23 protein-coding genes are annotated in these 26,691 nt (G+C 66.7%); all 23 read right to left on the bottom strand.

Annotation, left to right across the window (positions count from 1 at the left end):
• Window positions 1–4: 4 nt before the first annotated feature.
• Window positions 5–1,069 carry a beta-ketoacyl synthase gene (locus LRH25_RS28905; protein ID WP_141287635.1) on the bottom strand — a complete coding sequence of 355 codons (1,065 nt, stop codon included), beginning with the start codon at window positions 1,067–1,069 and terminating at the stop codon, window positions 5–7.
• Window positions 1,059–2,111, bottom strand: a complete 1,053-nt coding sequence (locus tag LRH25_RS28910; protein ID WP_141287634.1) for a DUF2169 family type VI secretion system accessory protein — start codon at window positions 2,109–2,111, stop codon at window positions 1,059–1,061. The genes LRH25_RS28905 and LRH25_RS28910 overlap by 11 nt, the downstream gene beginning before the upstream one ends.
• An 8-nt stretch (window positions 2,112–2,119) precedes the next feature.
• A complete protein-coding gene (locus LRH25_RS28915) occupies window positions 2,120–2,581 on the bottom strand; it encodes a DUF6484 domain-containing protein (protein WP_141287633.1) in 462 nt (153 codons plus the stop codon).
• 76 nt (window positions 2,582–2,657) lie between these two features.
• Entirely contained in the window at window positions 2,658–4,970 is a 2,313-nt protein-coding gene (locus tag LRH25_RS28920) for a type VI secretion system Vgr family protein (protein WP_141287632.1), read from the bottom strand.
• Window positions 4,971–5,068: 98 nt separating this feature from the next.
• Entirely contained in the window at window positions 5,069–5,587 is a 519-nt protein-coding gene (locus LRH25_RS28925) for a hypothetical protein (RefSeq protein WP_231013008.1), read from the bottom strand.
• Window positions 5,584–6,300: a hypothetical protein gene (locus LRH25_RS28930; protein ID WP_231013009.1), complete on the bottom strand. Its 717-nt coding sequence runs from the start codon at window positions 6,298–6,300 to the stop codon at window positions 5,584–5,586. The genes LRH25_RS28925 and LRH25_RS28930 overlap by 4 nt, the downstream gene beginning before the upstream one ends.
• Window positions 6,301–6,344: 44 nt before the next feature.
• Window positions 6,345–8,996 carry a type VI secretion system ATPase TssH gene (gene tssH / locus LRH25_RS28935; protein ID WP_141290168.1) on the bottom strand — a complete coding sequence of 884 codons (2,652 nt, stop codon included), beginning with the start codon at window positions 8,994–8,996 and terminating at the stop codon, window positions 6,345–6,347.
• Window positions 8,993–10,069, bottom strand: coding sequence for a type VI secretion system baseplate subunit TssG (gene tssG, locus LRH25_RS28940; RefSeq protein ID WP_231013010.1), 1,077 nt, complete (start codon window positions 10,067–10,069; stop codon window positions 8,993–8,995). Before tssG ends, tssH begins: the two co-directional genes overlap by 4 nt.
• 27 nt (window positions 10,070–10,096) lie before the next feature.
• On the bottom strand, window positions 10,097–11,998 hold the full coding sequence (gene tssF, locus LRH25_RS28945; protein WP_231013011.1) for a type VI secretion system baseplate subunit TssF: 1,902 nt from the start codon (window positions 11,996–11,998) through the stop codon (window positions 10,097–10,099).
• A 6-nt stretch (window positions 11,999–12,004) separates the two neighbouring features.
• Window positions 12,005–12,421, bottom strand: a complete 417-nt coding sequence (locus LRH25_RS28950) for an F-box protein (protein ID WP_141289168.1) — start codon at window positions 12,419–12,421, stop codon at window positions 12,005–12,007.
• 41 nt (window positions 12,422–12,462) lie between these two features.
• Complete coding sequence (gene tssE, locus LRH25_RS28955) at window positions 12,463–12,957, bottom strand: type VI secretion system baseplate subunit TssE (RefSeq protein ID WP_141289170.1); 495 nt, start codon at window positions 12,955–12,957, stop codon at window positions 12,463–12,465.
• Window positions 12,958–13,044: 87 nt separating this feature from the next.
• Window positions 13,045–13,860, bottom strand: coding sequence for a type VI secretion system accessory protein TagJ (locus LRH25_RS28960; RefSeq protein WP_141289175.1), 816 nt, complete (start codon window positions 13,858–13,860; stop codon window positions 13,045–13,047).
• 6 nt (window positions 13,861–13,866) lie between these two features.
• On the bottom strand, window positions 13,867–14,376 hold the full coding sequence (locus tag LRH25_RS28965; protein ID WP_141289177.1) for an Hcp family type VI secretion system effector: 510 nt from the start codon (window positions 14,374–14,376) through the stop codon (window positions 13,867–13,869).
• Window positions 14,377–14,391: 15 nt separating this feature from the next.
• On the bottom strand, window positions 14,392–14,871 hold the full coding sequence (locus LRH25_RS28970) for an Hcp family type VI secretion system effector (RefSeq protein ID WP_141289178.1): 480 nt from the start codon (window positions 14,869–14,871) through the stop codon (window positions 14,392–14,394).
• 70 nt (window positions 14,872–14,941) lie between these two features.
• Window positions 14,942–16,441 (bottom strand): type VI secretion system contractile sheath large subunit, encoded by a 1,500-nt coding sequence (tssC, locus tag LRH25_RS28975; RefSeq protein ID WP_141289180.1) that lies wholly within the window; start codon window positions 16,439–16,441, stop codon window positions 14,942–14,944.
• A 24-nt stretch (window positions 16,442–16,465) separates the two neighbouring features.
• On the bottom strand, window positions 16,466–16,984 hold the full coding sequence (gene tssB / locus LRH25_RS28980; RefSeq protein WP_141289182.1) for a type VI secretion system contractile sheath small subunit: 519 nt from the start codon (window positions 16,982–16,984) through the stop codon (window positions 16,466–16,468).
• An 81-nt stretch (window positions 16,985–17,065) separates the two neighbouring features.
• Window positions 17,066–18,079, bottom strand: coding sequence for a type VI secretion system protein TssA (gene tssA / locus LRH25_RS28985; protein ID WP_231013012.1), 1,014 nt, complete (start codon window positions 18,077–18,079; stop codon window positions 17,066–17,068).
• 150 nt (window positions 18,080–18,229) lie between these two features.
• Window positions 18,230–18,598 (bottom strand): DUF1428 domain-containing protein, encoded by a 369-nt coding sequence (locus LRH25_RS28990; RefSeq protein ID WP_141291446.1) that lies wholly within the window; start codon window positions 18,596–18,598, stop codon window positions 18,230–18,232.
• A gap of 180 nt (window positions 18,599–18,778) precedes the next feature.
• The gene (locus LRH25_RS33220; RefSeq protein ID WP_231013013.1) at window positions 18,779–20,626 is read right to left on the bottom strand and encodes an ATP-binding response regulator; all 1,848 of its coding nucleotides are present in this window, start codon (window positions 20,624–20,626) and stop codon (window positions 18,779–18,781) included.
• 18 nt (window positions 20,627–20,644) lie between these two features.
• Window positions 20,645–21,331: a response regulator transcription factor gene (locus LRH25_RS29000; RefSeq protein WP_141290322.1), complete on the bottom strand. Its 687-nt coding sequence runs from the start codon at window positions 21,329–21,331 to the stop codon at window positions 20,645–20,647.
• Between the two features lie 359 nt (window positions 21,332–21,690).
• Window positions 21,691–23,742, bottom strand: coding sequence for a methyl-accepting chemotaxis protein (locus tag LRH25_RS29005; RefSeq protein ID WP_141290323.1), 2,052 nt, complete (start codon window positions 23,740–23,742; stop codon window positions 21,691–21,693).
• Between the two features lie 96 nt (window positions 23,743–23,838).
• A complete protein-coding gene (locus tag LRH25_RS29010) occupies window positions 23,839–24,399 on the bottom strand; it encodes a chemotaxis protein CheW (RefSeq protein ID WP_231013014.1) in 561 nt (186 codons plus the stop codon).
• 35 nt (window positions 24,400–24,434) lie between these two features.
• A complete protein-coding gene (locus tag LRH25_RS29015) occupies window positions 24,435–26,504 on the bottom strand; it encodes a methyl-accepting chemotaxis protein (protein ID WP_141290971.1) in 2,070 nt (689 codons plus the stop codon).
• Window positions 26,505–26,691 lie beyond the last annotated feature (187 nt).

The following is a 26,691-nucleotide window of genomic DNA, read 5'->3' on the forward strand; positions in this document are numbered from 1 at the left end:
CGCGCTAGCAATTGCTGGCCGCGCGAAGCAGTGCTGCTGCGCGCTCCCCACCGTCCGAGCTGCCCCAGACCAAGCCGAGCGGTCCACGCGAATACATCTTCAACTGCGCGATGGTCGCGAGCACAACCGCCAACGGTCCCGACGCGGCGCCGACATCGCCCCAGCAGTCGGCAGGTGCGATGAAGTCACTGGCCGCGCGAAAACGCTGCCGCGTACGCGTGACCGTGAAACCATACTCATCTGCGCGGTAGGGCTCACCATTCATGTCGCAGTAGACGTCGGTGACCTGCTCACCGGGCCAAGCCTCCAACACCGAACCAAAGGCTCGCGACAACCCCTTTCCCAAGCACACTTCGCCGCTCCGGATCAGCTTGTCCTCCTTGCCCAGGCCGGTTGCCACAAGGTAGGACAGCGGCGCGATCCCGACAGCCCTCGCGGCTGCGCTCGACAGCAAGAGCGCGGCCCCCGCGGCCTCGCCGGGAATGAAGCCCCATGCGTTGTTGCGCTCGCCAGCGCCATGCAACTGCGATGTTTCCTCCAGCCATTCAAGCGTGTCGGGGTCGAGCCAGCAATCCGAACCGGCGATGATCACCGGCTGGCGCTGCTGCGTCCGCACCATCGCCAAGGCTGTCTCCAGCGCCACCAATCCACCCGCATGCCCCGACCGAAGCATCTCCATGTGCGCGAAACCACGTGGGAATGCCGCGCTCAAATGCCGCCTGATACGAGCCACAAGAGAATCATCGAAAGGAATACGCTCCGCGGGCAACGCGACGAGCAGCAATGGCGCGGCGAGCCCCACCAGGCCATTCGTTTCTCGTAACGGTTCCATGGCCTCGGCAATCGAGGCACAAAGGTTGTCCGCCATTCGCATGACCGTGTCGGGCTGATCGGCAAGCCAGCCGCATGCAGCAACCTTCATCGGCTCGCCTTCGGAGTCCACCATGAAGGGATGGTGGATAAAACCAGCCACACCAGCCCTCACAGCGGCGGCCGAAGACCAGGCACCTTGGCCGACGGCGGTCGCTGCACCCAGTCCGCAAATCGCGGCAGCGCGGTCAAGGTCCAAGCAGCGCCTCCAGGTCTTCTTCCTGATGTGTCAGCTGCGCATCGCGCATGTCAACCCGCGTATGGTCTAGCTGGTACACACGCGAATGGCATTCGAGCGCGCTGTGCCACACCAATGACACGCGCGCCGCATCGGGTTCGATGATGACGGTATGCAGGCTTGGCGGTGGATGGTCAATGCGATCCCCGTTCATGAAGCGTGTGCGCAACGCCAGCCGCGTGCTGGGCAAGACGAAGCGCGTGACGCCCTCCCGCGTCAGGTTCAGCAACGCCACCTCTTCACCCCCACGTAGAAATTCGGGGCTCCACTGATCTGATGGTGCAGACTGCCAGTGCCGCGGATCAAAGTCCCTGGGCAACAACGGCTGCCGATCGCGCTCCCAAGCTTCGTCGTAAGTACCGGCAAAATGCGCGCGCGCCTGCCAGTGACTGCCAATGAAGCCAAACCCAGCCGGCGTCGGGCGATCACTCCAGGCCTCGACCATGGCATGCGGATATTCAACGTTGGGCAAGGCCCGGCCGACCGCATTGGCGCGAGAGGTCGCGAAACCGGTACCTACCGGATTGGGCCAGTACCAGTCCTTGTCCGGTCGGCTCGATGCGGAATCAGCGCCGCCGAAAGCTCGGCTGTAGCGCATCGGCATGAGGACAAACGGCTGCGGCGCGGGACGCCATGATCCGCTTGAGCCCCACTGCCGGTCACCCGACACGCGAAGACGCTTGCCCACGCCACCGACGCGAAAGCCTACGTCCAAGCTGCCGACTGGCTGCCCGCCAGGTGAATGTGCAGTCCCGTTGATGACGATGTCAGTCGTTATTTTCGCGAGCACGAAATCGTTCTCGTAGCGCAGAACGCCCGGAGCATCTTCCCAGTACTCCGGCGTGCGCACCGGCGGTGGCTGTACCGACGCGGGGGCCGTGGTGCCATCTGAGAAGACATCGTACGTCGCCTTCACGACAACCAGCCAGGTCTCGGCGCCATCAAGCCCCCGGATCCACGACTGAGCTGCAGAAAACGGCGTGGCGTTCAGGATCTGCCACATGGTGCGACCTAGTTGATGTCGACCACCGCGCCCTTGATGCGGTTGGCCCCACTCGAACGGCTGACCACGTAGCGCCCGTCAACCAACACCTTGCCAGCGGCGGTGAGCGTGATGCTGGCATGGCCACAACGCAACACCAGCTCCCGCTGAGCGGTGATCTGCAGCGCACGCCCATCCACGCTCACCGCGACGCTCTTCGCGGCTTCAGGCTGCCGTTCTATCCCCGCTGGCTGAATGACACCGACGACGATGGGACGCAAAGGATCCCCGCGCTCCAGCAGCACGATCACGCCCTCGCAACGTCCAGGTGGCAGTGGCACCGTGCTGCGTGCGCTCACAAGGCGGCCCGGCATGACGTCTGGCATGTCGACCATCGGTGACCCGCTCTCGTCGAAGGCGACCACGGTTGCGACCAGCGGCCACGACATCGACTGTCCGAACAGCAAGGGATTGGCTTGCAGCTCGGTCAATGAGGCGTCCCCAGGCTTGCTTTCGGCCGCGGTGACTTCCGGCTCCACAAATGCCCTCATGCGATCCCCCGACGCGTCAATTGAGACCTACCTTGCTGCCTTTGATGACGATGTCACTCGAAGCCTTGACGTTGATCTTCCCCGAACCGTCGACAGACACGTCTTTCCCTTTGATGACTACCGTTCCATCCTTCTTCATCACGATGCTCGCACCGCCAGTCTTGATCGTGATCGACTCACCAGCGTCTATCACCAGGTTCTTGCCCACGCTAAGGCTGTCGTCATCCGTGACCGAGGTGCTCCGCTTCTTCCCGACGGAGGTCGACTGCGCGCCCCCTACCGAGACGCTACGGTCCGAACCAACGCTGGTGCTCTGCTTGGCGCCTACATCGGTGCTTTGATTCGCGCCGATCGAATTGCTCTGGTTCAAGCCGACAGTCGTTGTCTGACTCGCGCCGACCGTGATGGCCTGAATGGCACCGATGGTGACCTCCTGCGCGGCACCGACCGTGATCGTCTCGTTGACGCCCACGGTGTGCGTGCGCTGCATCGCGACGGTCGCCGTTTCGCTGCTGCCAACGGTGATGCTGCGGTTCGAGCCAATGCTGATGGTCTCGTTTGAACCGACCGTCTCGTTGCGGTTTACGCCGATCACGATGGTCTCGTTGTTGCCGACCTTCTCGCTTCTGTCGACGCCAATCGTGATCTTCTCGTTGCTGCCCACCTTCTCGGTCCGGTTCACGCCGATGGTGATCGTCTCGTTGTTGTCCACCGTCTCGGTGCGGTCGTGCTTCACATGCACGGTCTCGTCGTTGTCGATGGTCTTCTTGCGGTCGTGGCCGACCCAGTGGGTTTCGTCGTTCTCGACCTCGATGTCCTGGTTCTTCTCGGCGTGGATCCACAGCTGCTCTGCGCCGGCCTTGTCCTCGAAGCGGATGGCGTTGGCGGTGCCGTAGGCGCCGCCCTTGCTGGAGCGGGTCAGGATGCCGGACTGCGTGGCATTGGCGGGCAGGTCCCAAGGGGGCATCTGCATCGCGTTGTAGACGCGGCCGGTAACCAGCGGCTGGTCGGGGTCGCCTTCGAGGAAGTCGACCACGACCTCCTGGCCGATGCGCGGCACGTGCATCACGCCGAAATTCTTGCCCGCCCACGGGTGGCTCACGCGCACCCAGCACGAGCTGGTCTCGTTGTGCTGGCCGTAGCGGTCCCAGTGGAACTGCACTTTCACCCGGCCGTACCTGTCGGTGTAGATTTCTTCGCCAGAGGGGCCCACCACCACTGCCGTCTGCGGGCCTTGCACAAAGGGCTTGGCGGTCTGCCTGGGCGGCCTGAACTGCTGGTCGGCCGGGATGGCATCGAAGGTGCATTGGTAGCCGCCAGGCGCGCCGCCCTGGCTCTCGTAGCCGTCGACCACGGCGTTGGTGCGCATCGCCGAAATCAGGTACTTGATGTTCTGGTCTTCGCGCGGGTGCTTCTCCAGCGTCAGCACATGGCCGGTGGTGAGGCCTTGGGCATTGGAGGCGCCGCGCATGCTGACATAGGTGCTCTGCAGCTCGGTCAGGCGGTCTTCGTTGTACTGGGTGCCATCGGCCACCTGCAGGTAGTCGCCCTGGTAGTCGAAGGCTTCCAGCTTGTCGAGGTCATGCCCGCGGGGCTGCGTGGCCTTCACCGCGAGGCTGGTGGCCGGGCGCTCGAAGTCGTAGCTGGTGAGCGCCGCCTGGCCGGTCTTGACGCCGCAGCTGAACGACCAGTTCGACACGTAGTCGGCATCGGGCGGCAGTTGGTCGGTGTTCTCGTGGTATGGCAGGCGTTCGCAGTGAGGCGCAGGGTCGTGCGCGGAATAGGCATCCACCAGCACCAGCTTGTGTTCGGTGGCCGTGTGTTCGAAGTACCAGTAGATGCCCTCGTGCTCCAGCAGGCGGGCAATGAAGTTGTAGTCGGTCTCGCGGTACTGCACGCAGTACACCCACGGCCGGTAGCTGCGGTAGAGCTTGAACTCGAAATGGGCAATGGCGGTGTGGTCCTCGAAGACCTTCTTGACGATGTCCGGCACCGTCAGGTCCTGGAAGATGCGGCAGTCGGTGGTGCGGGTGAGGAACCACAGCCAGGGGCGCACTGTCGCCTGGTAGGCGTGGTAGCGGCCCCGGTGCGGCCCGATGCCGAAGCGTGTCACATGGCCGTGGAAGTAGCGCTTGCCGCCATCGCGCAGCGTGACGGCCACGCTCACGGTCTTGCCCAGCAGGTCGGTTGACAGGATGTCGGGCTTCTCGCTGAGCAGGCCCAGCTGCGTCTCGCCCAGCACACTGAGCCCACAGCCGTCGAACATCGATTCGAAGAGCAGGTCGTCAGGGGGCAGCGGGGAGCTGAGCGTGATCGAGGCAGACGGCATGAAGCGGCGCAGGCGCGAGTGAGGTCCTACGGTACGCAGGCCGCTTCGCACGCGAAAGCGACCAAAGTCACCCCGGCCACTTCAGCCACCGGCGGCCTTCAAGGCGCAGCGCAGTCCTCGGTACGCCAGCGCCGGGCGGTTTCGTCCCACAGCACAGGCTGGACCGCACTGCCACTGGCCTTGCCAGGCTTGACGCAGAACCGGGCCTCGTAGGCCACGGTGCCATCGGCACCAGCCTCGGGCTGCGCGCCGAGTTCGACGCGGTACAGCGTGCCGGCCTGCAGCGGCGCGGCGGCGGTGCGCTGGGTGGCGCCTGGTGGCAGCGCGCCATAGCGCAGGCAGGCCTCCGGCCGAAGCTGGACCGCGCCGCCGGGCGGTCCGAACGAGAAGCCCCAGTCCTCGGGCGGCAGCGAGCGCCAGTCGGTGCGCTCACCGTGGCTGATGCTGAGCGTCCACACGCGCATCGGGCCGGCCAGCTCGCGCTGCGACAACGCGAAGCAAGGCAGGCCCCCATCGGCCGTGACCTCGACCGAGCCCTTGCTGGAAGCGGCCTGGCCGCCGGCCGAGACCAACAGGCCGGCCAGTAACGCGACGAATGGGCGCCCGGCGAGCCTCATGGCAGATTGCGCTTGTCCGAAGGGTTGGCAATGAACAGGCGCAGCACGGTCTCGAATAAGGCGCGGTCGTTGATGTGTTTGGTCTGGTGCATCTCGGGCGGGCGGCTGAAGTTCTTCACGGCCCAATAGTCGGACAGCAGATCGCCTTGCGCCTCCATGTTGTAGTCGCCCAGCGTTTTCTTCGCATCCAGCGTGTAGTCGTAGCCCAGCCCGATGCGGATGGCGCCGCGCAGCATCACCGGGTAGCCCAGCTGATGCTGCCAGACATGCACCATCTCGTGCATGAACCACAGCGAATCGCTGAAGCCGGCGAGCGCGAAATCTTCCTTGAAGCGCTTGGGGTTGAAATACATCTCGCCGTTGGGCGTCATCGCGGTGTCGTCCGGCTGCAGGCCAAACCAGAGGTACTCCTCGTTGTGCACCTTCACGCGGTTGTAGTCGACCGAGTTGCCGAACAGCGTGCGCGCCATGTCGCGCTCATTGACCGTCAGCCTGCGCCATTCGCCCTCGGGTGTGGGCCGGCGCACCGGCTGCACGCTGGGCCGCGGCGACTGGCCACGCTTGTCCGGCAAGCCTTCCAGGCCGGCGCCAATGCCGGTGGCCACCAGGCCCGTCGGCCCGGGCAGCGCCGAGCGAAGGTCGAACGGCTCACCCCAGCCCACCGGCTCGCGCAGCGTGGGGCTGGTGGCACCGGGAATGCGCTGGCCTGCCATCAGGGGATTCTGCTCAAGCCGCAGAGCCGTTCATGGGCTCGGGGTCAATCGAACGCATATGCGAAATCGCCGTCCTGCACGCTCAGGCCCACCTGCCCTATCGCCTGCCCTTCCGACAGGCGGGTCAGGTACTCGCGGCTGATGCGCGGCAGCACGGTGTTGGTGAGGATGGCATCGATCACGCGGCCGCCGCTTTCCACCTCGCTGCAGCGGCTGATGACCAGCTTGACGACCGCGTCGTCGAAGCTGAAGGGCACGCCGTGATGGTCCTGCACGCGGCGCTGGATGCGGCCGAGCTGCAGGCGGACGATCTGCGCCAGCATGGTTTCGCTCAGCGGGTAATACGGGATGGTGACCACGCGGCCCAGCAGCGCCGCGGGGAAGACCTTCAGCAGCGGCTCGCGCAGCGCCTTGGCAATGCCTTCGGGTTCGGGCATCAGCTCGGGGTCGGCGCAGAGCTTCATGATCAGCTCGCTGCCCACGTTGCTGGTCAGCAGGATGATGGTGTTCTTGAAGTCGATGTAGCGGCCTTCGCCGTCTTCCATCCAGCCCTTGTCGAAGACCTGGAAGAACAGCTCATGCACGTCCGGGTGGGCTTTTTCCACCTCGTCCAGCAGCACCACGCTGTAGGGGCGGCGGCGCACGGCTTCGGTCAGCACCCCGCCTTCGCCGTAGCCCACGTAGCCGGGCGGTGAGCCCTTCAGCGTGGAGACGGTGTGGGCCTCCTGGAATTCGCTCATGTTGATGGTGATGACGTTCTGCTCGCCGCCGTAGAGCGACTCGGCCAGCGCCAGCGCGGTTTCGGTCTTGCCCACGCCGGAGGTGCCGCAGAGCAGGAACACGCCGATGGGCTTGTTCGGATTGTCCAGCCGGGCGCGCGAGGTCTGGATGCGGCGGGCGATCATCTCCAGCGCATGCTGCTGGCCGACCACGCGCTGGTTCAGCGTGTCGGCCAGCTGCAAGACCGCCTGCACCTCGTTCTTCACCATGCGGCCAACCGGAATGCCGGTCCAGTCCTGCACCACGCTGGCGACCGCCGCTTCGTCGACCGTCGGCAGGATCAGCGGTGCGTCGCCCTGCAGCTCGCCCAGCTGCAGCTGCAGGCCTTGCAGTTCCGCCAGCAGGTCATCGCGCTCGGAGGCGCTGGGTGCGCCTTCGCCATCCTCCCGCAGCCTGGCGCGCAGGGCCAGCAGACGGTCGACCACGGCCTTCTCCTTGCCAAAGCGCTCAGCCAGCACCGCGTGCTCGGTGTGCGCCTCGTCCAGCGCAGCGGCCACGCGGCGCTTGCGCTCGGTCACCTCGATGCCGATGGCCGCTTCGCGGCCGATGATGGCCTGCTCCACCTCCAGCGCCTGGATGCGGCGCTGGTTGTCCTCCAGCGCCGGCGGCGTGGCATGCTGGCTCACGGCCACGCGGGCGCAGGCGGTGTCCAGCAGGCTGACGGCCTTGTCGGGCAGCTGCCGCGCCGGGATGTAGCGGTGCGACAGCCGCACTGCCGCGTCAATCGCCTCGTCCAGCAGCGCCACCCGGTGGTGCTGCTCCAGGATGCTGGCCACGCCACGCAGCATCAGCACCGCCTTCTCCTCGCTGGGCTCGCCCACCTGCACGACCTGGAAGCGCCGCGTCAGCGCCGGGTCCTTCTCGATGTGCTTCTTGTACTCGGCCCAGGTGGTGGCGGCAATGGTGCGCAGCTTGCCGCGGGCCAGCGCGGGCTTGAGCAGGTTGGCCGCGTCGCCGGTGCCGGCCGCACCGCCGGCACCGATCAGCGTGTGGGCCTCGTCGATGAACAGGATGATGGGCTTGGGCGAGGCCTGCACCTCGTCGATCACCGAACGCAGCCGGTTCTCGAACTCGCCCTTCATGCTGGCGCCGGCCTGCAGCAGGCCGATGTCCAGCGCGTAAAGAGAAACCTCTTTCAGCTGCGGCGGCACATCGCCCTGCGCCAGGCGCAGCGCAAAGCCTTCGACCACCGCCGTCTTGCCCACGCCGGCCTCTCCGGTGAGGATGGGGTTGTTCTGGCGCCTGCGCATCAGGATGTCGACGATCTGGCGGATCTCCTCGTCGCGGCCGGCCACCGGGTCGATCTCGCCCTGGCGCGCGCGCTCGGTCAGGTCCACCGCGTAGCGCTTGAGCGCCTCCTGCTTGCCCATCGCCGCAGGCGCCACCGCGCCGCTGGCTTCGCCGGGTTCGGCGCTGCCAGCGGTCGCGCGCATCTGCTGCTCGGGCGAGCCTTCGACGATGCGGGCAAAGTTGTCGGCCAGTTCGTCTGCCTTGATGCGCTCGAACTGTTTGGAGATGGACAGCAGCGCGTTGCGCAGCGACGGCGTCTTCAACAGGCCGATCACCAGGTGACCGGTGCGCACCTGGCTGTCGCCAAACATCAGCGAGCCGTAGACCCAGCCGCGCTCAACGGCGTTTTCGACCCAGCTGGACAGGTCCGTCACCGAGCTGGCGCCGCGCGGCAGCCGGTCCAGCGAGGCGGTCAGGTCCGCGGCCAGTTGGGAGGCATCCAGGCCGTGGTGCTTGACGATGCGGTGCAGGTCGGAATCGGGGGTGTTGAGGATCTGGTAGAGCCAGTGCTGCAGCTCGACAAACGGGTTGCCACGCAGCTTGCAGAACACCGTGGCACCCTCGATGGCCTTGTAGGCCAGCGGGTTCAGCTTGCCGAACAACGCGACGCGGGAAATCTCGGTCATGAATGGCCTCCGTGGGCTTTGGCAACGAATGAGGTTTGCGGCCGCAGGCGCAGCTCGGCGCGCGGGGAAGTGCTGGCGCGGCCGATCCAGCTGCTCAGGCCCAGGCGCAGCCGGCGGTCCAGCCGCGGCGCTGGTGCCTCGCGCGGCTGCAGCGTGAGTTGCAGGTCCCACAGCAGGTGCAGGCCGGCGTATTCGCGCACCCAATCCACCAGCGGCCGCCAGGCGCTGCCGCCGGGCAGGAAGGCCTGGTACTGCGCCAGCGTCAGCGGCCCCAGCACCACGCGGAACTTGAACTGCCGGTCCCAGACCTGGTGGCCGGCATTGGCATTGCGGCCCAGCGCCGCCGGCACGGTGCCGACGCGCTCGCTGCGGTTGCGCGCGTGGCCCAGGCGGGTGCGCTCGGCCGGCGCCATTGGCAGCCAGTGCGGCACGTGCTGCTCGATGCGCGCCGGCACGCCGAAGTGCTGCCGCAGGATCTTCACCAGGCCTTCGGGCGAGCGGCTGGCCGCTCCCAGCAGCCCGGCATGGAACAGCCGCGCGTGATGCGGCAGGCTGTCCTGCGGGCGGATGCTTTCGTGCAGCCCGGTGCTGGCGCCCAGCCAGGTGGCGAAGCGGTCGTCGGCCGGGCGGTCCAGCTGCACGCAGGGCTGGGACTGGGCCCAGGCGCGGTAGAACAGCGACAGCAGACGGTGGTGGAACACGTCCAGGAAGCGCTGCAGCGTGGGGTCGCTGCGCTGGTGCAGGCGCTCGCGCACGTATTCGGTCAGGTGCAGCGGCAGCGGGCCTTGCGGGCCCATCAGACCAAAGAAATGCACCGCCAGCCGTGGCATGCTGCCCTCGCGGCTGAAGCTGGCCAGCATGGCCGGCGGAAAGCGCAACTCGGCCGCCTGGCCCAGGCGCAGCGGCTCCTGGCCAGGCCGCAGCGCGCGGCCAAAGCGTGGCGCGCTGGGCGACAGGCCTTCGATGCGGCGCAGCAGCGCGAAGAAGTCGTGCGCGTGGGGTGCTGCCTCCAGCGAATCGAACAAGGCCTGCAACGCCGCCGCCTGTTCCACCGCTTGTTCTCGCGTGTTCATGGCGAGCTCACGAGAAACAAAACCCGTTCACAGCGCACCTTCGCTGGCCATGCGCGGTGGCCAGCGCATCAGCTCGCCGCGCTGGGCCGAGCGCAGCGTCAGCTGGGTGAAGGTGTTGATCGACGCATAGCGCGCGAAATAGTGTTCCAGCACGCTGCCGAACAGCACTGCGCTGCCGCCCTGGAAGGCCAGCTCGTCGAGTTCCAGCAGCAGCTCGGCGCCGCTGCCGAAGGTCAGCCGGCCCCCACCAGGCAGGCGGCGCACCACGGTGCCGGCGCGCAGCGTGCGCACGCCGTCCACCATGCGCAGCCAGGCCGGGTCTTCCGGCGGGCCGTGCAGCACCAGCAGACGGCGCAGCATCGCCGCGGCCTGGGCCGGGTCGTGGCCGGCCAGCGGCAACTGGCGTTGCGTCAACAGGCTGACCAGGCTCCAGCCCAGCTCGCCGACCGGCCGACGGCTCTGCGGGCGGGTCGGCCCGCGCAGCGCCGTCACGCGCTTGACCGGGCCGGGCGAGTCCAGCCGCCAGAGCGACGGGCCGCCCGCCTGGCCCGGGGGCAGCAGCGTCGGCAGGTCACGGTTGGTGACCCAGGCAGAGACCGAGAGCTGGCGCACGTCTTCGCGGTACGGCGCGTGCTGCGGGTCCACCAGCGAGAGGAATGCTTCCTCGCCGATGTAGCCCGAGCGCGGGCCGTGCTGCTTCTGCCGCTCGGACATCAGGCGCGGCTCGCGGCGCAGTGTGTAGAAGCCCGAGGGCGCTGCGCCCTCGCCCTGCCCTTGGGCATGCGCGCTGGCGTACAGCGGCTGGAAGGTCTGCTGGCCGGCGCGCGCGGTGCCGAAGCCGACGACCGATTCGAGGCTGTGCACCTCGAAGTCCATCGGCCGCGTGCGGTCCGCCACCACGTGGTATTCCCAGGCGCCGGGGCCGAGCTGGATGCGGTCCAGCCGCTTGCGGAACAGGTTGATCGCCGGGGTGCAGAACAGCGACAGGCTGCCAGCGTCCACCAGCGGCTCCAGCGCAGCGTCGCCGCGCGAGAACAGCAGCACCAGGTCCGCCTCATCGCCCGGCACGCGCGCCAGCCGCGCGGCCAGCTCGCCTACCTCGAAAAACAGCAGCCGCTGCGGCAGCGCGGCGAATTCCTGCAGCAGCCGGTGGCCGGAGAAGCCGCGCTGCAGCTCCGGCAGCAAGGCCTCGTCCGGCCCAAAGCCTTGCATGCGGACGCTGGCGGCGTCGCACCATTGGGCCAGGGCCTGTGCGGCCGGCGCACCCGGCACGTGCACCCAGCTGCCCATCACGGCGCTCTGGACCAGCTCGTGCAGCCGGTGGGCCACGTCGTCTGGCGCGCTGACGTGCAGGCTCAGGCGATCCAGGCCCTGCAGCTGACGGAAGCTGGCGCCACCGCCACAGCGCAGCCGGATGCGCAGCCCGCCCTTGGCGCCCAGCGCGGGCGGCAGCTGCTTGAGCGGCAGATCCGCGCCATGGGTGAAATATTGAACCGAAGCGATCGCTATCGGCCACAGCGTGACCGCCTGCGCGGTGCGGAATTCGCAGCGCGTGTCCTGCCCGCGAACCAGCTCGGCCGCGATGGCGCTCGCGCGTGGGACCTGGTAGCCGCCCAGCAGGTTCGGGTCGGTCAGATCCGCCTCCAGGCGGGCCACCATCATCGACGGCAGCGGCGCGAGGAAGTTCGGGTAGATCGATTCCAGCAGGTGGGCGATCAGCCGCGGGTGCTCGGCGTCCAGCTTCAGCTGCACGCGGGCCGCGAGGAAGGCAAAGCCTTCCAGCAGCCGCTCGACATACGGGTCGGTGACCGCGATGCCTTCCATGCCCAGCCGCGACGCGATCTTCGGAAAGTCCCGCGCGAACTCGGCCCCGACCTCGCGCAGATGCGCGAGTTCGTCGGTGTAGTGGCGGAGGAGGCGGGGGTCCATGTTCAATCAGGCGTCGGATCTCGCCACGACGCCCTGCTTGGCCGTCTCCAGGAGCTGGCAGAGCGTCCTCATGCCAGCGACAAGCGGTGCGGCAGTCGCGTCCCGATAGCCACCAAGCCGGGAGATCAAGCTTCTACCTGTTTCAAGACAGGCATCGATTTGCAGCACGTTGGCATTGTTTGCATGCATCAATTCCGCTGTGCTCAGCAGCCAATTCCTTCCCGCGTCTTTCAGGCCGGCAAGGTCGTTCGCAAAAGCGTTGATCGCGTTGGGAAGGTTCGCCACCGCAAAGCCACGTGTGGCCTGGCTCACACGGCTTGCACGAAGGTAGTCCTGTGGATTGAGATACCCGAATATCTGGAACAAAACCTCGTTGGGCAGGTTTTGAAATGGGTCTGGTCGGTCGTCGCCAAAGTCGGCCATGGAACGCTCCTTCAAGAATCAATGGACCCGGACAGGTCACGCTATGCTTCCCTCACCTCCACCTGCCCCGCCTCCAGATCCAGCTGCGTGCGCAGCAGGATCTCCAGCGGGACGGGTTGCGACCAGAGGTGGCCGCGGATCTCGAATTCGATGATGTTGTGGGTGTCCAGCACGCTGGTGGCCTCCAGCGCGCGCACCGCCAGGCTCTCGGGCAGGATGCGCGGCTCGTAGCGCAGGATGGCGCTGCGGATCGCCTTTTCCAGCAGGCTCACGTCCACCTTCGAGGCCAGCTGGCCCGACAGCGCCGGCAGCCCGAAATTCAGCACGCTGGCGGCCAGGCCGGGCCAGGCCTCGGCCTCCTTGCCCAGCGGCTGCACGGCGTTGAACAGCCAACCCAGGTCGCGCAGCACCGCCTGGCGCAGCTGCGACTTGCTCATCACGCGGTGATGCTCGGCCTCCTCGCGGCGAAGCGGCTCGTCGTCGGTCAGCCGGTCCAGCAGCGCCGGCTGCAGGCGGTCACGCGGGCTCGTGGGCACGTCAGCCCCTCGTCCGACGGGTACGCCGGACGATCCCCCGAGGAAATGCCGGCCGGCTTGGGAGCGGCCCGGCGGAAACGGGATGCCTCATGCCTTGGCGCCCGACTGACCCAGCTCGATGCAACGCACATCCAGCAGCGAATGCTCGCCCGCATCGGTGGCGAACACGCGCTGGCCGACGCCCGCGTACTGCTCGACATTCGGTGGGTCCAGCGGCGTCCATTCGGTGCGCCGCGCCATCCACACCCGCTCGTCGTCCCAGTTCGTGCTGCGCGGATATCGCGTGGGGATGAGCGCCACCGTCTCGCCGCCGTTCGGGAACCACAGGTGCGCCGGCAGCCAGACCAGGTCGCGCAGGTCACCCGGCGCCTCGATCTGGACCTTGCTCAGCGCCGAGAACGGCACCCAGGCATAGCGCCCGTTGACCACCGCTTCCAGCACCGGACCGAGGCGCGAATCGGCATCGCACACCCATTCGAACGGCGTGCCGTCCAGTGCGCCGGCCACCGTCTCGGCCTGCGCCAGCGCCTGTTCGCGCAGCGAGCGCGCGGCACCGGCATTGCCCTCGGCCTGCTGCTGCAGCGCCTGCACCAGCAGCGCCACCCATTCGGCTGGCTGGCCGAACAGCATCGGCGTGGTCTTGCCGTCGAAAACTGCTTCGCGCACCAGTTCGCACTTCAAGGCCTCGCGGTAGGTGTTGACCATGGGCAGCGCTTCGGCGTCCAGCTCGCCACAGACTTCCAGCTGCGTGCTGGCGCGCTGCCACTGGCCGGTCACGACCAGCAGCTGGAACAGCAGCACACGCAGTTTGGCGTCCTCAGGCTTGGCACGCACCTGCTGCTGCGCCTGGGCCAGCGCCTCCCCGGGCCTGCCGGCCGCCACCAGTTCCTTGATCGTGTCCATGGTCTTTCAGCTCAGGTCGTCGGTGAAGCTGTGGCTCGCGCCCAGTTGGCCGCTGGCGCTTTGCGGCCGGTATTCGATCGCCACCTTCTGGAAGCTCAGCGCCACCTTCTCGACCGTGGCGCCATCGGCGCCGGCCTCCACGTCGTAGCTGGCCACGCGGGCCTTCTCCAGCGTGAGCGAAAAGAAGTCTTCCTGCTCCCCGCCGGCCTTGCGCAAATGCAGCACTGCGCTGCGCACCTCGTCATTGGTGGCGACAGCGCTCATCAGCGCGGTGCTGGCACTGTCAAGCCGCTTGGTGATCAGCAAATGGCGGTAGCTGCGCCGGCCGGTGGCCAGGCCGGCCACCGCGTCGCCCACCGCACCCACGCCCCAGCTGAAACCGATGACGACAATGTCGTCCTGGTGGCCGGCGGCAACGGCCTCTCCCTTGGCCTTGCCGGCGCGCTTGAGTGTCAGGTCCAGGTACATGTCGGCGCTGGTGGGGACCACCACCAGCGGCAAGCTCCCGGCGGGCATGGGCGGGGCCGGGGTTCAGCGCGTTTCGGTGCTGGCCACGTTCCAGCCGAATTTCACCGAGCCGCCGAGCGCGCCCTTGTCGTCCTGCGGCTTGTATTCGAACTCGATGTCGGCATAGCTCAGCGCGACGCTTTCCGAGATCTCGCCGCCGCTGCTGGCCGACGGCGCCACCGACGTGACCAGCACCTGCTTGAGCGTGACCTTCAGGAAGTCCAGCTGGCCTTCACCGGCCTTGCGGCAGGTAATGATGGCCGAGTCGAAATGCTTGCCGCTGGCGCAGCTCTTGGCCAGCACCGGCGAGGCCTTGTCGTAGTAATGGGCGAACACCAGCTGGCCGGGAATGCCCTTGCCCTTGCCGGAGCCGCCGCCAGCGGCGGCGGTGCTGTCCTGGCGCACGTCCCAGGACCAGGCGAGCAGGTCGATCTCGCCCTTGTGGTCCTTGTGGGCGGATTCGCCGTCGACGCCGGCGATCTTGAGGTTGGTGTCGATGGTCATGTTGCGTCTCTCCTGAGTGGATGCGGGGGAATGGTTTGCACGGCCGGCCGGTCAGGCCGCCGGCGCGGGTTCACTGCGTCTTCTGCGACGGCAGCTTGGACACCAGGCGCAGCGACACCGTCAGCCCTTCGAGCTGGTAGTGCGGCCGCAGGAAGAACTTGGAGCTGTAGTAGCCCGGGTTGCCGGGGATCTCTTCGACGGTGACCTCGGCGGCGGCCAGCGGCTTCTGCGCCTTGGTGACCTCGGACGAATTCGCCGGGTCGCCATCGACGTAGTTCATGATCCATTTGTTGAGCCACTTCTCCATGTCGGCCCGCTCCTTGAACGAGCCCACCTTGTCGCGCACGATGCACTTGAGGTAGTGGGCGAAGCGGTTGCAGGCGAACAGGTACGGCAGGCGCGCGGCCAGGTTGGCGTTGGCGGTTGCATCCGGGTCGTCGTACTCGAAAGGCTTTTGCAGCGACTGGGCGCCGATGAAGGCGGCGAAGTCGGAGTTCTTGCGGTGCACCAGCGGCATGAAGCCGTTCTTGGCCAGCTCGGCTTCGCGCCGGTCGCTGATGGCGATCTCGGTCGGGCACTTCATCGCCACGCCACCTTCGTCGGTCGGGAAGGTGTGGGCCGGCAGGCCTTCGACCGCGCCGCCGGACTCGATGCCGCGGATGCGCGTGCACCAGCCGTAGAGCTTGAACGAGCGATTGATATTGACCGCCATCGCATAGGCCGAGTTGGCCCAGGTGTAGCTGGCATGGTCGCCGCCGGCGGTCTCTTCCTCGAAGTTGAATTCCTCGACCGGGCTGGTCTTCGCGCCATACGGCAGGCGGGCGAGGAAACGCGGCATCGCCAGCCCCAGGTAGCGCGCATCGTCGGACTCGCGCAGCGACTTCCAGGCGGCGTATTCCGGCGTCGTGAAGATCTTGGTCAGGTCGCGCGGGTTGGCCAGCTCCTGCCACGAACCCATCTGCATCAGCGACGGATTCACCGCGGCGATGAAGGGCGCGTGGGCCGACGCGGCGACCTTGCTCATCTCGCCCAGCAGCTCCACGTCCGGCGGGCTGTGGTCGAAGTAGTAGTCGCCGACCATCGCGCCAAACGGCTCGCCGCCGAACTGGCCGTATTCCTCTTCGTAGACGCGCTTGAAGATGGGGCTCTGGTCCCAGGCCGTGCCCTTGTAGCGCTTGAGCGTCTTGCCCAGGTCGAGCTTGGAGATGTTCATCACGCGGATCTTCAGCATCTCGTCGGTCTCGGTGTTGTTGACGAGGTAGTGAAGGCCGCGCCAGGCGCTCTCGAGTTGCTGGAAGTCTGCGTGGTGCAGGATGGCGTTGACCTGCTCGGAGAGCTTCTTGTCCAGCTCGGCGATCATGGCTTCGATCGACATGATCACGTCGCTGCCGATCAGCTGCGTCTGGCTCAGCGCCTGCTGCGCCAGCGTCTGCACGGCCTGCTCGACGGCGCTCTTCGCGTCCTCGGTCTTGGGCTTGAATTCCTTGCCGAGCAGCTGCGCGAATTCGCCGCCTTCGTATTCGATGCCCTGCAGCGCCGAGGCAGCTTGCACGAGGGTGTCTTCAGCCATGGGGAGCTCCTGCGGTTTGGGGGGTCACTGCGCGGCGTCGGCCGGTTTCTGGGCCGGGTTTTGGGCGGACGCCAGGGACTTCAGCAGCGCCTCGTCCTTGACCACCTTGGCGATCAGCTGCTCGGCGCCGGCCTTGCCGTCCATGTAGGTGATGAGGTTGGCCAACTGCTGCCGCGCTTCGAGCAGCTGGCGCAGCCCGTCGACCTTCGCGGCGACCGCGGCGGGCGAGAAATCGTCCAGGCTCTCGAAGGTGATGTCGACCATCAGGTTGCCCTCGCCGGTCAGCGTGTTGGGCACCGCAAACGCGGCGCGCGGCTTCATCGCCTTCATGCGGGCGTCGAAGTTGTCGACGTCGAAGTCCAGGAACTTGCGGTCCGATACCGGCGGCAGCGGCTCGGTCGGCTTTCCCGAGAGGTCCGACAGCACGCCCATCACGAACGGCAGCTGGACCTTCTTCTCGGCCCCGTACAGCTCCACGTCGTATTCGATCTGCACCCGCGGCGCGCGGTTGCGGGCAATGAACTTCTGGCTGCTGGTGGCCATGGCGGCTCCTTGGTTGGCGGCATCGCCATCGCTGGCGGTTCGGGTGGGCGGTGTGAAAAGAGGGTTCTCAATCGATGGCTGTCACTCGGAACTGGCGCCGGCGAGCTTTTCCAGCTCGCGCACGCCGTCGGGCACCAGGTCGCGCACGATGTCCATGAAGTTCTTGCTCATCAGCCGCATGCCGCGGCGGATCAGCAGCGGCGCCGGGTGGCTGGGTTCGTTGCGTTCGATCCATTCGCAGGCACGCTGCAGCGCACGCATCGCGTCCTCTCGGGAGGCGATGACGCCGCTGGCTGCCGGCGCTGCCGCGGCAACCGGCCCCGCGGCGCCGTCGTCTGCCCCGGCGGCCACTCGCGGTGCGTCCGCCCCTTGCAGCTGCGCACCGAGCGCGGCCAGCGGCTTCAGCAGGCGCAGCAGCGGCGCGAAGTCCGGCCCGTGGGCCGCACCAAGCTGCTGTTCGATGGCCGCGGCAACGCCTTGCACCACCGGCAGCCCGGCGCTCAGCTGCTGGGCCAGCACCGGCACCGCGGCGGCGTGTTTCGCCAGCGCGTCATGCAGGCCTTGCGGCGAGGGCATGGCCTCACCCGGAGCGGCTTCGGCCAACCCTGCGGCCAGCTCGGCTTCGCGTACCCGCGGGCTGCCGCGCTGGCCGGTGAGGCTGGCGGCGCGCAGGTCGGCCAGCACCTCGGATGGGCTGACCAGCGGCTGCAGCGCGTTGAGCCGCGCGGTGGGATCGTTGCCGTCGCTCGCGTCCAGCTGGGGGTGAACCTGCGGCCAGTGCTGGGACAGCAGGCCCTGCAGCAACTGCAGGCCTTGCAATGCGCCCTGCCAGCCCTGCAGCCGCGCGCCGCTGCGCAGCAGCCACATGGCCACGCGCAGGTCGCGGGTGCGGGCCGCGAGTGCCAGCGCCAACTCGCGCACCTTGGGCCAGTCAGGCTCCTCAGCGGGGATGACGGTGTCACCGTACTGCTGCTCGGGCCGGCCGGCGCCTGCGGTTTGCAGCGCGAGGAAAACCGGGTCGTACTCCAGGTCCGCGCCGCAAGGTGCGTCATGCTGAAGCGGGGCGAGCAGCGAGTCGAGGTCCAGGTCAGCCATCGCGTGTGCGGGCCATGGGAATGGGATGGCTGCACTCTAGAGATCGGGCCGCCGCCGCGCAGTGGTCGAAAGTCACTTTGACCACTGCTTGTGGAGGGCCGGCAAGGACAGGTGCGTCCGAGCCCAACCCCGCTGCCCCCAGCTCGGCGCTCAGGCCTTCACTTCGACCACCTGTTCGAAACCGCCAAAGATCATGCGCTTGCCATCGAACGGTATCGGAGGATTGCCCGGTGTGGACGGGTCCATGCGGGGGTCTTCCCTCATCTTCGTCATGGCCGCGTCACGCGTCGCCTTGTCCGGCCACTCGACCCACGAAAACGCCACCGTTTCCTCGGCTGCCGCTTGGACCGCGCGGCGGAAATCGGTGAGCTTCCCGTCGGGCACGTCGTCACCCCACCCCTCGATCACACGGATCGCACCCAGCTCGATGAACATCGCATCGAAATGTCGCGCGTGCTCGATGAACTTCTGTTTGTTGGCAGTGGGCACTGCGATCACGAATCCGTCAATGTAGGCCATGGCTTCTCTCCTGTTGGATTGACCGGTCGGCGCACTCGGCTCGGCACGCCCCGTAGAAACACGACGAATGAAGACCCGCCGATTCGACATGATCATCCGATGCGCGCTGAGCACGGTCGGCGGACGGGAATGCAGATTTTCTGCCCCCCAGGGCAGCGCCTCAGTCATGCCCCCTGCGCCTCAGGGCACCATGCCGCGCATCGCGTCGAACAGGCGGCGCGGCTGCAGTGGCTTGAACAGCACGGTGTGGCCGCTTTCGGTGGCGCGGCGCAGCTCGTCGCGCGTGGTGTCGCCGGTCACCAGGATGGCCGGCACCTCCTGGCCGCACAGGCGGCGCACCGCCTCGATGGCGGCAATGCCGTCCCGGCCGGCACCCAGGTGCAGGTCCGACAGGATCAGGTCGGGCGCCAGGCCGCGGAGCTGTACCGATTGCTCGGCCTCCATCGCGTTGGCCGCCACGGTGGCCTCGTAGCCCCATTCCTCCAGCAGGATGCGCAGGCCTTCGCGGATGGGTTCCTCGTCGTCTATCACCAGCACCGAGCGCGGCTCCATGACCGGCATCGGCACGGTGTCGGCGGCAGCGGTGGCATCCTGGATCTCGGGCAAGCCGCCCAGCGGAATGCTGAGGCGGAACATCGTGCCCCGGCCGGGCCGCGAGGCCACGACCAGCCGGTGGCCCAGCAGCTGAGCCAAGCGCTTGACGATGGCCAGGCCCATGCCCAGGCCTTGTGCGCGGCTGCGCTGGCCGTCGCCCAGTTGCAGGAACTCGACGAAGATGCGCGGCAGGTCGGCAGCCCGCATGCCCGGACCCGTGTCCCACACCTCCACGTTGGTGTGCGTGGCCGTGGATCGCGCCACCACCACCACGCCGCCCTGCCGGGTGTACTTCAGCGCGTTCTGCACCAGGTTGCCGAGGATGCGTTCGAGCAGTTGCGGGTCGCTGCTGACCGACTTGCCGCCGGGCGAAAACCGAAGCCCCAGGCCCGAGGCTTCGGCCTGGCCGGCGTGGTGCATGTGCAGGCGGCGGAACACGTCGCGCAGCGGGAAGTGCTGGATGTTGGGCTCGATGGTGCCGGCGTCCAGCCGCGAGATGTCCAGCATTGCGTTGAACGACTGCTCCAGCCCTTCGATCGAGCGCATCACGTTGCGCACCAGCGGCTCTTCGGCGCTGCCCTGCAGCCGCTGCTCCAGCGTGGCGGCGAACAGCCCGAGCGCATGCACCGGCTGGCGCAGGTCGTGGCTGGCAATCGCCAGGAAGCGGCTTTTCTCCTGGTCGGCACGCAGCGCGGCGTCACGCGCACCCGCCAGCACCTCGACCTGGTCGTCCCGCGCCATCAGCGCTTCGCGCATGCGGCGCCAGTGGCGGTGGCCCCACCAGGCCAGGCCCACGACGCCGAACGCCAGGCCGAACGGCACGGGGTCGGCCGCCTCCTGCCAGGACGTGCCCATGGCCGCGGCCTCGGCGAGCGCCGCCAGCCCTTCGGACATGGGCAGCAGCGCGGTCATGGTCGCCACATGGCGCAACGGGGCGAGTGCCAGCGCCAGCAGCATCGTCAGGACGATCTGCAAGGCATCGGCCCAGGGCGGGCGCGGGACTGGCGTGCTGGCCAGCCAGGGGTAGAGGCTCAGCAACAGCAGGCAGGCCACAGCCAGTGCCGTCAGCCAACGGCGCGTGGCGCGCGGGTTGCCGAGGCTGCGCCGGTTGCGCCGCCGCAAGCGCGCCGCCATCCACACGCAACTGCCTGCCGACCCTGCAACCGCCAGCAGCCACAGGCCCTGCACGACTTCCAGCGGGCGGCCGAAGGCCTGCACCAGCAGGCAGACGAGCAGCAGCAAGGCCAAGCCCGCCAGCAGGCAGGCGCCCGGAGTCCAGGCCTCGTCGAAGGCGGCGTCCTTCAGGCGCCTGGCCCGCGCGCGGCGCTCGTGCCAGCGGCCGTCGGCCGGCGAGTCCTCGTCGCCACGGGAGAGGCCGGCGACTGCAACATGCGCCGCCCATGGCGCTGGCGAACCGGCCGCGTGTGACGCCACCTTGGTCCGGGGTGGCCGTCAGCGGAACAGGCTGATCATGTGCGAACGGGACTTCACATCCAATGCCAGCAACAGCGAAGAAACGTAGTTCTTCACCGTGCCCAGCGAGAGCTGGGTCGAGTTGCTGATCTCCTGGTTGCTGCAGCCCGACAGCACCAGTTCCAGGATCTCCAGGTGGCGGGGACCCAGTTCGGCCACGCGGTCGTACATGGCAGAAGACGGGAAGCGGGGGAACAAGGTGCCGGGCGATGCAGGCCGGCCGCGCCGCGCGTCGCCCACCAGCGCTGCCAGCGTGTTGCGCATCTCGACCATCATCGCGCCCTTGGGCACGTAGCCCACCGCCCCCAGCGCCCTGGCCTGCCGCACGACGAACTCGTCCTGCGTGCCGCTGAAGACGGCCACCCTGGCCTCGGGGAAGGCCTGCAGGAACTGGCGCAGGCCCTGCAGGCCTTTGCAGTCGCTGAGGTTCAGGTCCAGCAAGACCACGTCGACCGGCCCGCTGTCTCGGTAGACCTGCAGGCCTTCCTGCAAGGATGCGGCTTCCAGCCACTCGATGCTGAGGTCATCCAGCAGCCGGTACAGCGTGCGGATGCCGGCGCGCACCAGTTCGTGGTCGTCGATCAGCAGCACACGCCGCGTTGCCGGCACGGCGCAACGAAGGTCACTGCTCACCGTGTGAAAGCGAAGATCTGTTACTGCTTCCATGGGAGAGCCTCCTGGCGACAGGAGAAAAATCTCCGGCTCGGCAGTCGCCAAACCTTTGAGCGCCGGAGGAGCCGGATCATAGGCTTCCCGGGCGGGGGCGCACTCCCGCAAATGGGGGATGAAACCCTGATAAGGGACAAAGCGATCAGTTATTTGCGCCGAGATCGATTTTCGATGAAGTTGTTAATGATTGTGATGCATTGTCCATTGCCGACAATGGATTTCGTACAAGCGGCCATTTCAGTTTCCAGCACCCCCGGACGGCTTTTTGGAAACGCTGTCCACGACCACCGGCGAATACTTTTCCCACTTTTCCCGCCAGGCGCAGTGCCTGATTCCCAACTCAAATGACCATGGGATCAGAAGCGGGCGAACTGCGACTCGTCCAGGGTTTCGGCCGAGCCGAGCGCGCTGCTCTGTCCGCCAAGGGTCACGGCACCGCTCTTGGAAACCAGCGAGTTGCTGCGGGTCTGGCGGCGTGACGCCTGCGGGGCATGGCCGCGGCCACCACGGACGACCAGGCTCGGCTGTGGTGCGCGGGCAAGGTGCTGCACATTGGCCAGCTTGAAGAAGGCCATGGTCTGCTGCAGCTGCTCGGCCTGGCTGCTCATTTCTTCTGCCGTGGCGGCCAGCTCTTCGGAGCTGGAGGCGTTCTGCTGCGTGGTCTGGCTGAGCTGGGTCACGGCGCTGTTGATCTGGCCCACGCCGGAAGACTGCTCCTCCGAGGCGGCGGTGATCTCCTGCACCAGGTCCGAAGTCTTGCGGATGTTCGGCACGATCTGGTTCAGCAACTGGCCGGCCCGCTCGGCCAGCTCCACGCTGGAAGAGGCCACGGTGCCGATCTCCTGCGCTGCGATCTGGCTGCGTTCGGCCAGCTTGCGCACCTCGGCGGCCACGACCGCAAAGCCCTTGCCGTGTTCGCCGGCACGTGCGGCCTCGATGGCCGCGTTCAGCGCCAGCAGGTTGGTCTGGTAGGCGATATCGTCGATGATCACGATCTTCTGTGCGATCTGCTTCATCGCCGCCACCGTGGCCTTCACGGCTTCGCCACCTTCGGCGGCTTCTGCAGCAGCCTTGGTGGCCATGCCATCGGTGACCTTGGCGTTTTCGGTGTTCTGCGAGATGGAGGCCGTCATCTGCTCCATCGAGGCGCTGGTCTCTTCGACGCCTGCAGCCTGTTCGCTGGCCGCCTGCGACAGGGCCTGCGCAGTGGCGCTGACCTCTTCGGAAGCGCTGGACAAGGCATCGGTACCGCTGTTGACCTCGGTCACCACCTGCGAGAGCTTGGCCACCGTGCTGTTCACACAGTCGCACAAGTCCTTGAGCTGCCCTTGGTAGTCGGCCTTGGCCACCTGGGTCAGGTCGCCCCCTTCCATGGCCTGCAGCACTCGCTTCGCCTCGTTCAGGGGCTCGATCACCGCATCCAGGGTGCGGTTGATGCCATCCACGATCTTGCGGAAATCACCTTGGTGCAGGTCAGTGTCTGCGCGCACTTCGAGGCGCCCAGCGTTGGCGGCGGTGACCAGGATTTCGGTGTCCCGAATCAGCGCCTTCAGGTTCAGGCGCACCTGCTCGATGGTGTCGTTGATGAAGGCCTTCTTGCCTGGGAACTTGTCCAGCGGCGCTTCGAAGTTGCCGCGGCCAAATTCTGCAATGCAGGCCATGGCTTTCTTCTTCACCGCGATGTGGCCGCCAACCATCTGGTTGATGCCTTGCGCCATGGTGCGGAACTCACCGTCGAAGCGCGCCGCTTCGATGATCACGTCGATGTCGCCCGCATCATGTTCGCGCGACATGCGGTTGAGTTCCGAGATCAGGCCCTTGAGGTTGCTGCGCACCTGCTCGATGGTCTCGTTGATGAAGGCCTTCTTGCCCGGGAACTTGTCCAGCGGGGCTTCGAAGTTGCCGCGGCCAAACTCAGCGATGCAGGCCATGGCCTTCTTCTTCACTGCAATGTGACCCGCCACCATCCGGTTCACACCCTGGCCCATGCTTTGGAAATCGCCCACCAGGGCCTCGGTGTCGATCACCACATCGATGTCCCCGGCGTCGTGTTCGGCGGACATGCGGGTGAGTTCGCCATTCATGCGCTTGAGCCCGTGCACGGTGGTGCCCAGTGCTTGCAACAGGCGGCCGGTTTCATCGGCCGGGCCGCTGGGCACGGTGACGTCGAGATGCCCCAGGCTGATCTGCTCAGCGGCGCTTACCGCCAGCCCCAGCGGCACCGTCACGCTGCGTATCACCCAGAATCCCAATACGCCACACAGTGCTGCCACGACGGCGAGCAGGCTGCCGGACTCGGAGACGGCCGAGGCGTGGGCACTCAGCCAGAGGCTGGTTCCCAGCAACGAGACGATGACGGCTGCAAAGCTGCCGGCCAGTCGAATGGCAATGCTTTTTTGATTTGGCACGGGTATCTTTCAGGTGGACGAATACAAGCCGCGTGTAGCGGGGACTGCTTCAGGGTCTTCCGGTCAAGCTCACCAGCCAAAGCTCAGGTGAGGTGTTCAGTTCGCGATGGCGAGCTCAGCGGGGGCGACCGCCGCGGTCTCGCCGACCCCGTCAATCGTGAGCACATGGTTCACGTCCAGCAGGATCACGAACTTGCCCTTGACCTTGCCCACGCCCTGGATGAACTCGCTGCGGATGCGGGCGCCGAAGGCCGGTGCCGGCTCGATGTCGCTCGATGCGATTTCCAGCACTTCGTTGACCGCGTCGACCACCACGCCGATGACCTGGCGTTCCAGCCGGCCATCGTTGTCGACCTCGGTCTCGACGATGACGATGCAGGTGCGCTTGGTGACATCGCTGGACTTGCGGCCGAAGCGCGCCAGCGGGTCCATCACCGGCACCACCGCGCCGCGCAGGTTGATCACGCCGCGCACGCAGGCCGGCATCATCGGGACCTCGGTCAGGCTGTGGTACTCGATGATCTCCTTGATCGCCAGGATGCCGATCGCGAAGACCTCGCCGGCCAGCATGAAGGTCAGGTACTGGCCAGGCTCGGCAGTTGAGGATGCGGGCGCGGCGAGGGCGGCGGAAGAGGTGTGGGGAACCAGTGCGCTCATGGGGATGTCCTGTGGGCTTGAGGGCTGCTGATCACTCAAAAGCGGGCGAACTGCGATTCGTCGATGCTGTCGGCTGTGGCCAAGGCGACCGGGCGTGCAACTGGCGGTCGCACACCACTGGCCTGGGCTGCACGGCCGCTGCTGCGCGCTGCTGGCTTGCCACTCGGGCGAATCGGGGCTGGAGGCAGGCGGCGCTGGCCGCCGCCGCTCAGCTTGAAGAAGGCCATGGTCTGCTGCAGCTGCTCGGCCTGGCTGCTCATTTCTTCTGCCGTGGCAGCCAGCTCTTCGGAGCTGGAAGCGTTCTGCTGCGTGGTCTGGCTGAGCTGGGTCACGGCGCCGTTGATCTGGCCCACGCCGGAAGACTGCTCTTCCGATGCGGCGGTGATCTCCTGCACCAGGTCCGAGGTGCGGCGGATGTTGGGCACGATCTGGCTCAGCAAGCTGCCGGCGCGCTCGGCCAGCTCGACGCTGGAAGACGCCACGGTGCCAATCTCCTGCGCCGCGATCTGGCTGCGCTCCGCAAGCTTGCGCACTTCGGCTGCAACCACCGCGAAGCCCTTGCCATGCTCGCCGGCGCGGGCCGCTTCAATGGCCGCGTTCAGCGCCAGCAGGTTGGTCTGGTAGGCGATGTCGTCGATGATCACGATCTTCTGCGCGATCTGCTTCATCGCCGCCACCGTGGCCTTGACCGCTTCGCCGCCTTCGGCCGCTTCGGTCGCGGCCTTGGAGGCCATGCCGTCGGTGACCTTGGCGTTTTCGGTGTTCTGCGAGATGGAAGCCGTCATCTGCTCCATCGAGGCGCTGGTTTCCTCGACACCGGCGGCCTGCTCGCTGGCGGCTTGCGACAGCGACTGCGCGGTGGCGCTCACCTCTTCCGAAGCACCGGCCAGCGACTCTGCGCTGGCATTGACTTCTGCCACCACCTCGGCCATCTTGACCACGGTGGCATTCACATAGCGCGTCAGCTCGGCGTAGACACCGGGGTACTCGGCCTCGATCTGCTGGGTCAGATCGCCGTTGGCCATCGCGCGCATCACCCGCGACACGTCATCGATGCTGCCGCTTGTGGTGCTCGCCATGTCGTTGACGTAAGACTTCATGCGGCCATAGGCGCCGTCGTAGTCCTTGTCGATGTTTTGGCTCAAGTCACCCTTGGCAATCGCGGCCATCACGCGGACGACGTCGTCGATGCTGCTGCCGGTGGTGCTCATCAAGCTGTTCAGGCCCAGCGCGATGTCCTTCTGAAAGCCTTGAAGTCCATCCAGGCTCATGCGTTCTTCAAAACTACCCCGGTTGGCCGCCTCGACCATGCGGCGCTGGCTGTCGACAACCTGCTTGAGCTTGTCCACCATGCTCTTGATCGCGAGCACCGCACTGCCACCGTCATTCGGCCGCGTCACCACGTCCATCGTCAGATCTCCTGCCGCGACCTTGCTGGCAATCTCGGCCACATAGGCCGGCTCGCCGCCCAGAACCTTGCTCAGGTTGCGCACGATGAGTGTCGCGATCACGGCGGCAAGCGCCATGGCGAGGGCGGACAGGCCGATGACGGTCGTGCGGGTGCTGTCGTAGGTTGCGGCGGATGCCTTGACGGCGTCCTCCATCAGCGAGGACTGGAACGCGCCCATGGCCTCCAGGGCTTCCCAATACGCGGTATTGGCGGGGCCGAAGCTGCTTTTGAGGTAGGTGACCGCGGCCTTGCGGTCGGTGCTCATCAGTTCATAGAGCTTGCTGTAGTGCTCTCCGAGCGCGTCACTCTTGACCCGGATCGCGTCGAACAGCTGGCGTCCCTTCGGGGTGTTGATCATGCCGTCGAGCTTGCTGAGCGAGGTCTTGATTTCGTCGGTGTTGACGCCGACCGCCTTCTTGTAGGTGGCCATCTCCGTGTCATCGCTGCTCAGCAGCATGTTGCGCAGCAGCCGGCCGTTGTCCAGCGTGTTCTTGATCGAGTCGTTGACCAGCATCACTTTGGGATAGCGGTCGTTCGTGATCTGGGTGGTGAGATCCTGCATGCCGCCCATCTTCACGATGGCGGTCAACGACAGGACCAGCATCAAGGCCACCACCGTGCAGAAGCCCAGTGCCAGGCGGGTTGAAATCTTCATTTGGTTGAACAAGGTAGCTCCCAAGGGGGTAATTGGCCGTCAGTTCGAGGCACTGAAAAGCGATTCAGTCAGCCCGAGACATGCTGGAACTCGGTACGAGGCAATCTGGCGAATTGAAGAGGTATTTGAATCAGGCAGTTGAATCAGGCCGTTGCTTCGCTGGCGACCATGCCCGAATGCTGGCCGG

The sequence above is a fragment of the Ideonella azotifigens genome, assembly GCF_021043325.1.
Classification (GTDB): Bacteria; Pseudomonadota; Gammaproteobacteria; order Burkholderiales; family Burkholderiaceae_C; genus Ideonella; species Ideonella azotifigens.